This is a genomic window from Paraclostridium sp. (assembly GCF_051657365.1).
GTDB lineage: Bacteria > Bacillota > Clostridia > Peptostreptococcales > Peptostreptococcaceae > Paraclostridium.
Map to the genome: position 1 here is coordinate 1 of NZ_JBOFKN010000214.1, position 9,751 is coordinate 9,751.

Below are 9,751 nucleotides of genomic sequence, written 5' to 3' on the forward strand. Positions count from 1 at the left end.
ATAAGTATCGAAGAAGTTAACTTATTAAAAGAAGAAATAAAAACAAACTATATAAATAGTTCATATAATGAAGATAATATATTAGATAAATTGTATTTAGAGGAAATAATAAAAAAGAGTCAAAACTCTAGTTTGTATACTTTAATTAAAAAATCAAGATATGGATCTATTTCTAAAGAATATAATGTAGAAGATATGGAAAATATAGAAGATTATAATTTGGATGAAATAGGTGGAGAGTATACACCGATACTTGTTATTTATAAGCCAGCTAAGTATGTAAGAGGAGAATATATATTAGATGATATTAATTATGTATATATAAAAAGACAACCTTTAAATGCTCTAATAAAGCAAGAAAACTTAAAGGAAAAAGGAAGAGATGGTATGGGTGCTATAAGATATATAAAACTTAAGCATGACCTAACTAATGAAAATTTACAAGAAATAATGGCAGAATTATATGTTTATGGTCAGATGAAGGATATATCATTTGAGAATATAAGGCTTGCAGATATAACATCTAATAGAAATTGGTTGACAGCAGACAGATTGAAAAAAGAGTTTAAAGAACTTCGATATTATCATAAAAACTTAACTCAAAAGGTAAAAGAAATTTATGATTCAACAGGGGCATATTATACACAAATTAGTGGTAAATACATATTTAATACTAGAGAATTTTTACATTGTTATAGAGCTTATAAAAACAAAGACATACATGTACAAAAATAAAATAAAGAGCCTTAATCTAAACTTATAATTAGATTAAGGCTCTTTATTTATATTAAACTACTTTATATCCAGTTTTTCTTCTTTCTTCCATAGTAGAATTCCATTTATATAAAGTTTCTTCTTTAGATAAACCAGGAAGTTTATTTGGTTCATCGTAAATAATACCGAATGTATCTACTGTCACATTTTCTATATATACAGTATCTATAGCTCTATGTAAAAAAACTTCTAGATTAGTTTTAACTTTACTTATTCTATCAACTTCATCCATACCATCTATAACTCTTCCAAAAGAAGCAAAATCACCATCAAGTTGAGGCGTTTCATTTGTGACTATAAAAAAGTGACAACTTTCTGTATTATGCTCAAATCTACCGTAACCTATAGTTCCTCTAGTAAATTGTATATTATTATTAACCCCATTAGATTTACACTCACTTTTAATACTATATCCTAAAACTCCAGTACCATTGTTTTCAGGGCAACCTCCTTGAATTAACTTACCAGGTTCGACTCTCCAAAAGGCTGTATTATCATAAAAATTTTTATTTATAAGACTAATGAAATTTTTCACAGATTCAGGTGCTTGATTTGGATATAATTCTATTTTTATATTTTTACCATTTTTAATTTTAATATTAACTATTGGATTTTTCATATATGCTACCCCTTTTTTATAATTTTAAATAAATTATATCACAGGAATAGGAAAATGATTTCTTTTTTAGTAATAATATTAAATTAAAATTAATATTAAAGATAATAAGCAATATTTGATACTTAAGGAGGATTAATATGGATTTAAAAGATAGCAAAACTGTAAAAAATTTATTAACTGCATTTGCAGGAGAATCTCAAGCAACAACTAAATATAATTATTATGCATCTGAAGCTAAAAAAGAAGGATATAACAAAATAGCTCAATACTTTGAGGAAACTGCAAATAATGAAATGGCGCATGCTAAAATATGGTTTAAATTATTACATAATGGCATCCAACCTACATTAAATAATTTAATGGAATCAGCTGAAGGAGAAAATTATGAGTGGACTGATATGTATTATAGATTTGCCAAGGAAGCACAAGAAGAAGGATTTGACGATATAGCCTATCTTTTTAAGTCTGTTGGAAAGATTGAAAAACAACATGAGGAAAGATATCTAGAGTTAGTTAGAAACTTAGAAGAAAATAGTATTTTCAAAAAAGGAGAAGAAGTAAAGTGGAGATGTATGAATTGTGGGCATATACATCAAGGTAAAAAATCATTAGCTATATGTCCTGTATGTTCACATCCAAAAGCTTTTTTTGAAATAAAGTGTGATTGTATATAAAACTAAAGGAAAAAATTAGGAGGAAATTTATGATTTTAATAAAAAATGGGAAAATAATTACTATGGTAGATAAAAGTTATGATAAAGGATGCGTACTAATAGAAGACAATAAAATAATTAAAGTAAGTCAAGATATACAAGAAAGTGATGAAATGCATATAATAGATGCTAAAGGTGGATGGGTTATGCCTGGCATAATTGAATCCCACTGTCATATAGGTTTAAGCGAAGAAGGAATAAGATTTGAAGGTGATGATATAAATGAAGCTACAAATCCTATAACTGCACATTTAAGAGCTATAGATGCTATAAATCCTCTAGATGAAGCTTTTAAAGATGCAATAGCAGGTGGAATAACTTCAGTCATGACAGGGCAAGGAAGTGCTAATGTTTGTGGTGGGAAATTTTTATTTATGAAAACTAGTGGAGATTGTATTGATAATATGGTGGTTAAGCATGAAGCAGCTATGAAAGTTGCTTTTGGAGAAAATCCAAAGAGAGTATATTCTAATAAGCAAACATCACCGGCTACAAGAATGGCAACAGCGGCAATATTAAGAGAGACATTATGCAATGCTTTAAATTATAAAAATAAAAAAGAAGAAGCTCTTAAAAAAGGAGAGTTATTTGATATAGATTTAAAGCAAGAATGTTTTATTGATGTTTTAAATAAAAAAATACCGCTAAAAGCACATGCACATAGAGCAGATGATATATTAACTGCTATAAGAATAGCTAAAGAATTTAATTTAGATATGACACTAGATCATTGTACGGAAGGTCATTTAATACCTGAATACATAAAAAAATCAGGGTTTAAAGCTATAGTAGGTCCGAGCTTAACTAATAGAAGTAAGGTTGAATTAAAAAATAGAACTTTTAAGACTGCATCAGTATTAGCTAAACATAAAGTTGAAGTTGCAATAACTACAGATCATCCAGTAATACCTATTCAATATTTACCGATTTGTGCAGGATTTGCAGCTAAAGAAGGATTAGGAATAGAAGAGGGATTAAAATCTATAACTATAAATGCAGCTAGAATTTGTGGAGTAGCAGATAGATTAGGGAGTATTGAGGTTGGTAAAGATGCAGATATAGCTATATTTACAGGGAATCCTATGGAAGTATTTACAGAAACTATATACACTATAATTGATGGTAAAATAGTTTATCATAAGAAATAAATATATAAATTAAAAAGAAAGTACTTAAGGGAAAATAATAACTTTTAAGAACTTTCTTTTTTTATAAAAAAATTCAATTAAATTAAAAGAAAATGACGATTAAAAGTATGTAACTAACTAGAGCTTTATTAATAAAATATAATAAAATGGAGGGATGATTAAACATGACTTTTAAGAGCAAAGTATCAATTGCAACGTTTACTACATTGATATCTACATCTATATTAGTAGGATGTAGTATAAATGAAGATTCTGTAAAAAGTATAGATTCAAGTCAATTATTAAAAAATAAAGATGCACGATTAGCTATTACTATGGCAGTAGATAAGAAAGAAATAACAGATGTTATATTAAATAATGGATCAATACCTATAAATTATTATACAGCAGAAGGGTTAGCTATTAATGATAAAGGAGAAGATTATAGAACTATTGCAGGAAACATGGGATATGAATTTGATTTAGAAAAAGCTAAAATACATTGGGATAAAGCAAAATCAGATTTGAATTTTGATACTGTAATTATTGAAGTATTAACTTCAGATGCTGAAAGTAGTAAACGAATAGGTGAATTTTTTCAAAATCAATTACAAAATAACTTAGAAGGGTTAAAGGTGGAATTGAAACAAGTTCCATTTAAACAAAAACAACAGCTAGAGTCCGAAGGGGATTATGATTTAGTATATAGTTCATGGGTAGCAGATTACCCAGATCCTTTAACATTTTTAGAAACTTTTACAACTAATGGTAAATTTGGTAAAAATAGTGGATATGAAAGTTCAGACTATAATAATTTAATAGAAGAAGGTAAAAATGCAACTTCGATTGGTGAAAGTTGGGATAGGTATGCTAAAGCAGAAAAAATATTGCTTGGAGATGCATTTATAATGCCGTTATTCCAAAGTAGTAGTGCTTATATACAAAAGCCATATGTTGATGGAATAACTATAATACCATATGGTGCTAAATATGCATATAAATGGGCTAGTGTTGATGAAAGAGATGAATTAAACTTAACTAGTAGTTCAGATATACCTTCTCTAGATATGAGTAAAGCAACAGATTCATTATCATTTAGTGTAGCTAATAATGTTATGGAAGGATTAGTAAGAGTTGATAATAATGGAAATATAGTAGATGGAATAGCTAAAGAATGGAAATCATCGGAGGATAAAAAAACATGGACATTTAAGTTAAGGGAAGATGCAATTTGGAGTAATGGAGATAAAGTTACGGCTAAAGACTTTGAGTATGGATTTAAGAGAACTTTAAATCCATCTACAGCATCACAGTATGGATTTATAATGTATGATATAGTTGGAGCTGAAGATTATAATATCGGTAAAGTTTCAGACTCTAAAAATGTAGGTGTTAAGGCTATAGATGATTATACATTAGAAATTAATTTAGTAAGACCTGTAAATTATTTTGATAGGTTAATGTCATTTCCAGTATTTTTCCCGCAAAATGAATCTTTCATAATTGAACAAGGAGATAAGTATGGAACAACTAATGAGTCAACTTTATATAATGGACCATTTACATTAACTAAATGGAAATTAGATGATGTTTATATTATGGATAAAAATCAAAATTATTGGGATGAAGAGGCTGTCAAGTTAAAATCAGTTAATACTAAAATAGTAAAGGACGGTTCAGCAGACGTTAACTTATATGAAAATGGAGATATAGATTTTGTAGGAATAACTAATGAATTTATTGATAAGTATAAAGATTCGGATGAGTTTAGTACAAGTAAAAATGCAACAACATTTTTTATGCTTATAAATGGAAATAAAAAATAAAACAAATAGACCTATTCATGGGATAGGTCTATTTGTTTTATTTTAATATAAGAGGGTTTAAAATTATTTCTCCTAGTTTAAAACTAACTAGGAGAAATAGAATTTTTAAGAAACTAATTAGCAATCAAAGTTATTTTTTTCCTTTTGACTACAGTGACAGTTACATTCATTATTAGTTTGTTCTATATTACAATTTCCACAACTATTATGGTTATGGCTAGATTCATCTTTAACTATACATTCATTATGATGCTTTTCATCATGGAAAGTTTTAGTGTTGTAATGATATACATCATACTCATAGTAATGATCTGTAATGTAATTACAATCAGTTACATAATAGTGATTATATTTTTTATAGTAATTATCATAGTAGTTTTTATTTTCAACATGATGATCTTTTCCTTTTAATTGTTCGCAATTTTTAAAATGCTTAACTTTACCCTTAGTATTTTTTGAATTACAAAGAGATTTTTTAGATTTTTTAATACTCCATTTGTTGCTTGCTTTTTTACAACAACACATAAATAACAAACCCCTCTTATAAATTATTTTTATAATAAATTTAAAGTTAATTTATAAATTATATTAAAATTTATTATAATGTAATATATGACAATAACTTTAAAAATGTGATATATTGTAAAACTAAATATAAAATTTTAAAAGATATGTGTATGAATATAAATTTAAATAACTAAATATGATATAATATTTAGAATGTAGAGGAGGATGAGAGTATGAATATAGATAAAAGTAAATTAACTCCTATGATGAGGCAATACTTTGATGTTAAAGATAGATATAGCGATTGTATAATGTTTTTTAGACTTGGAGATTTTTATGAAATGTTTTTTGAAGATGCTATAGTAGCTTCAAAAACTTTAGAAATAGCATTAACAGGAAGAGAATGTGGTATGAATGAAAGAGCACCTATGTGTGGTATACCATTTCATTCATCACAAAATTATATATCGAAATTAGTAGAAAATGGATACAAGGTAGCTATATGTGAACAAGTAGAGGATGTAAATGCATCTAAGGGTATAGTAAAAAGAGATGTTGTAAGAGTTATAACTCCTGGGACAGTACTTGAAGGAAACTTGCTTGAAAATAAAAAAAATAATTATTTGCTAGCCATATATACTGAAAATGATAAAATAGGTATTTCATATACTGATATAAGTACTGGAGAGGTTAACTCAACCTATTTAAGCGAAGATAAACTAATAGAAGAAATAGCTAAAATTCATCCAACTGAAATAATAGCTAATGATATAAATACTTTAAATAAAATAAGAAATATAGCTAGTTTAAGCAATATATATATAAATGAAAACTTTGATGAAAGTTACTTGAATTTTAATATATTAAATCAATATTTTGATAGAAAATACTTAGATAAATTAAAAATGGACGAACAGGGTCTTATAAGTTCAAGTTTATGTATAATCTTAAATTATATATATAATACTCAAAAACAAGTAACATCTAATATTAATAATATAAATATATATAACTCACAAGAATACATGGTATTAGACATGTTTACTAGAAACAATTTAGAGTTAACATCAACAATAAGAGGTAATGCTAAAAAAGGTTCTCTACTTCATGTTTTAGATAAAACATCTACAGCTATGGGTGGAAGAATGCTTAGAAAATATGTTGAAGAACCTTTAGTAAATAAAAGTAAAATTGAAAGAAGATTAAATGTAATAGAAGATTTAAAAGAAGATTTTATGCTAAGAGAAGATTTAATAGATATATTAAAAAATGTATACGATATAGAGAGAATATGTGGGAAAATTGCATTTGAAAAAGTTACTCCTAAGGAAATGATACATTTAAAAAATTCTATAGAAAAGTTACCTAAATTAAAAAATACTATAAACTCATCTAATGCAAATATATTGAAAGAATATATAGATAATATGGATGATTTAAACGATGTATATTCTTTAATAGAAAGTGCCATAATTGAAGACCCGTCTATAACTATAAAAGATGGGAATATAATAAAGTCAGAATTTAATGATGAATTGAACTCTTTAAGAGATATTTCTAAAAATGGTGCTTTTATGATAAAAGAAATAGAAAATAGAGAAAAAGAGAAAACAGGGGTTAAATCATTAAAAGTAGGATTTAATAAAGTATTTGGATATTATATAGAAATAACTAAAGCTAATTTGGCCAATGCTAATATAGATGATAGTTATGTAAGGAAGCAAACATTAAGCAATGCAGAAAGATATATAACAAGTGAGTTAAAAGAAATAGAAGATAAAATATTACATGCAGAAGATAAAATTAAAAGCTTAGAGTATGATATATTTGTAAATATAAGAAACAATATATACAAAAACATAGATAGAATTCAGTCTGTAGCAAAAATTATAGCAAATATAGATGTATTTGTTTCGCTAGCTACAGTTGCTTATATAAATAATTATGTAAAACCTAAAATAAATGAAGATAACAAATTAGACATAAAAAATGGACGACATCCCGTTGTAGAAAGTATTGTAGGAGAAGAAAATTTTGTTCCTAATGATACTTACTTAAACAAAAGTGAAAATATTATAAATATAATAACAGGCCCTAATATGGCAGGTAAATCTACTTATATGAGACAAACTGCAGTTATAGCATTAATGGCTCACATTGGTTCCTTTGTACCAGCAGAATATGCAAATATTCCTATATTAGATAGAATATTTACAAGAGTTGGAGCTAGTGATGATTTATCACAAGGGCAATCTACTTTTATGGTTGAGATGACTGAAGTATCTCAAATACTTAAAAATGCAACAGATAAAAGTTTAGTTATTCTTGATGAAATAGGACGTGGAACTAGCACTTATGATGGAATAAGTTTAGCTTGGTCTATTGTTGAATATATTCAAAAAAATATAAAATGTAAAACATTATTTGCAACACATTATCATGAATTAGTAGAGCTTGAAGATGAATTTAGTGATGTGAAAAACTATTCAGTTGCAGTTAGAGAAAATAATGACGGAATAGTATTTTTAAGAAAAATAATAGAAGGTGGAGCAGATAAAAGTTATGGTATATATGTAGCAGAACTAGCAAAACTTCCGGAAGTAGTTATTAATAGATCTAAGGAAATATTAAAAGATTTAGAAAAAAATCATATACAACAAGATTTAACAGTATCTAACTTGAACGTAAACAAAGTTAATAAAAATATTGATAATATAGATACTGAAACTGTTATAAGCAAAGAAGTATATGACACATTGAAATTGAAATTTGAGGATTTTAAAAATAATATAAACAAAAATGAAGATGAGTACAATTTAAATATTGGAAAATTAAAAAGTGAAATAAATAAATTAAAAAGAGAAAACAAAGAACTTAAATTATCTAATGATATAGATGAAGTGGCAGTTACGCAGATATCTTTTGGAACTGTATATGAAAATGAGCTGGCTAAGGATATCAAAAATTTAGATATTTTAAATATGACACCATTAGATGCGATGAATGCTTTATATAACCTACAAAGTAAAGCTAAAAATATTAAGTAGATTATAATAAGGATTATAGATGTCTATAGTCCTTATTTAATCTTTAAAATTCAAATATAAAGTGAGGTGAAAACATGTCAAGAATTAATATATTAGATGAGGTTACGATAAATCAATTACAAGCTGGTGAGGTTGTTGAAAGACCATCATCTGTCGTAAAAGAACTTATAGAAAACTCAGTTGATGCTGGGAGTAAAAAGGTAATAGTTGAAATAGAAGATGGTGGAAAAAAATTCATTAGAATAACTGATAATGGTAGTGGTATAGATTCTAGTGAAGTTGAAAAAAGTTTTTTAAGGCATGCAACAAGTAAAATTAATCAAATAGATGATTTGTATGATTTATATTCTTTAGGATTTAGAGGAGAAGCATTAGCATCGATTGCATCTGTTTCTAAAATAGAAATGGTAACAAAAGCAAAAGAAGAGGCAGTAGGAACTAAGATTTTAGTAGAAGGTGGAAAGATAAAATCTAAAGAGCCAGTAGGAACTAACAATGGAACAACTATAATAGTTAGGGATTTATTTTTTAATACTCCTGTTAGACAGAAGTTTTTAAAGTCAACACATGCTGAAACTATAAATATAAGTGATTTAATAAACAAATTAGTAATTGGTAATCCAAATATTAGTATCAAATATATTAACAATAAAAAAACTATGCTAAATTCACCTGGAGATGGAAAGTTAATAAATACTATAAGAAGCATTTATGGTAAGGATATAACTGAAAATCTAGTAGAAATAAATCATGAGAGTCAGTTTTTTAAAATTAGTGGATATATAGGAAATAATAATGTATATAGAGCTAATAAAAATCTTCAACACATATATATTAATAAAAGGTATGTAAAAAGTAAGATAATTTTAGATGCTATAAGTGAAGGTTATAAGTCACTTATACCTATAAACAAGCATGCAGTTTGTTTCTTGAATATAGAAATAGAACCATCTAAAATAGATGTTAATATACATCCTACAAAACTTGAACTAAAATTTGAAAATGAACAACAGATATATGTAGAGCTTAAAGAATATATAAGAAAATCTTTAATAAGATCTAACTTAGTTGGAAAATATAAAACTTTTGACAAAAAAGAAAGCACAATAGAAAAACCTATAACTAAGCCTAAAATAAT

Annotated in this window: 8 protein-coding genes; 6 read left to right on the plus strand and 2 right to left on the minus strand. The window is 26.4% G+C overall.

Annotation, left to right across the window (positions count from 1 at the left end):
* A partial coding sequence (locus ACRCYC_RS16685; RefSeq protein WP_438620228.1) for a hypothetical protein occupies positions 1 to 735 on the plus strand: 735 nt, incomplete at its 5' end.
* A gap of 52 nt (positions 736 to 787) precedes the next feature.
* Here the strand turns inward: ACRCYC_RS16685 and ACRCYC_RS16690 are convergent.
* A complete protein-coding gene (locus ACRCYC_RS16690; protein WP_438620229.1) occupies positions 788 to 1,393 on the minus strand; it encodes a peptidylprolyl isomerase in 606 nt (201 codons plus the stop codon).
* 137 nt (positions 1,394 to 1,530) lie between these two features.
* Between ACRCYC_RS16690 and rbr the strand changes: the two genes are divergently transcribed.
* From rbr to ACRCYC_RS16705, 3 genes are all read left to right on the plus strand, one after another.
* Complete coding sequence (gene rbr / locus ACRCYC_RS16695) at positions 1,531 to 2,067, plus strand: rubrerythrin (RefSeq protein WP_438620230.1); 537 nt, start codon at positions 1,531 to 1,533, stop codon at positions 2,065 to 2,067.
* 29 nt (positions 2,068 to 2,096) lie between these two features.
* On the plus strand, positions 2,097 to 3,254 hold the full coding sequence (locus ACRCYC_RS16700) for an amidohydrolase (protein ID WP_438620231.1): 1,158 nt from the start codon (positions 2,097 to 2,099) through the stop codon (positions 3,252 to 3,254).
* A 164-nt stretch (positions 3,255 to 3,418) separates the two neighbouring features.
* Complete coding sequence (locus ACRCYC_RS16705; protein WP_438620232.1) at positions 3,419 to 5,059, plus strand: ABC transporter substrate-binding protein; 1,641 nt, start codon at positions 3,419 to 3,421, stop codon at positions 5,057 to 5,059.
* A gap of 117 nt (positions 5,060 to 5,176) precedes the next feature.
* Here ACRCYC_RS16705 and ACRCYC_RS16710 read toward each other — a convergent pair whose 3' ends face one another.
* Positions 5,177 to 5,584 (minus strand): hypothetical protein, encoded by a 408-nt coding sequence (locus tag ACRCYC_RS16710; RefSeq protein ID WP_438620233.1) that lies wholly within the window; start codon positions 5,582 to 5,584, stop codon positions 5,177 to 5,179.
* Positions 5,585 to 5,799: 215 nt separating this feature from the next.
* On the opposite strand from ACRCYC_RS16710, the gene mutS reads away from it, so the two are divergent.
* Together mutS and mutL are read left to right on the plus strand one after the other, a co-directional pair.
* Positions 5,800 to 8,613, plus strand: coding sequence for a DNA mismatch repair protein MutS (mutS, locus tag ACRCYC_RS16715; protein ID WP_438620234.1), 2,814 nt, complete (start codon positions 5,800 to 5,802; stop codon positions 8,611 to 8,613).
* A 74-nt stretch (positions 8,614 to 8,687) separates the two neighbouring features.
* Positions 8,688 to 9,751 (plus strand): DNA mismatch repair endonuclease MutL (mutL, locus tag ACRCYC_RS16720; protein WP_438620235.1); only part of this gene is annotated, 1,064 nt, incomplete at its 3' end.

Coding starts and splice junctions, on each gene's coding strand:
- mutS (WP_438620234.1), top strand. CDS start 5,800: ATGAATATAGATAAAAGTAAATTAACTCCTATGATGAGGCAATACTTT.
- ACRCYC_RS16705 (WP_438620232.1), top strand. CDS start 3,419: ATGACTTTTAAGAGCAAAGTATCAATTGCAACGTTTACTACATTGATA.
- ACRCYC_RS16700 (WP_438620231.1), top strand. CDS start 2,097: ATGATTTTAATAAAAAATGGGAAAATAATTACTATGGTAGATAAAAGT.
- rbr (WP_438620230.1), top strand. CDS start 1,531: ATGGATTTAAAAGATAGCAAAACTGTAAAAAATTTATTAACTGCATTT.
- ACRCYC_RS16710 (WP_438620233.1), bottom strand. CDS start 5,584: ATGTGTTGTTGTAAAAAAGCAAGCAACAAATGGAGTATTAAAAAATCT.
- ACRCYC_RS16690 (WP_438620229.1), bottom strand. CDS start 1,393: ATGAAAAATCCAATAGTTAATATTAAAATTAAAAATGGTAAAAATATA.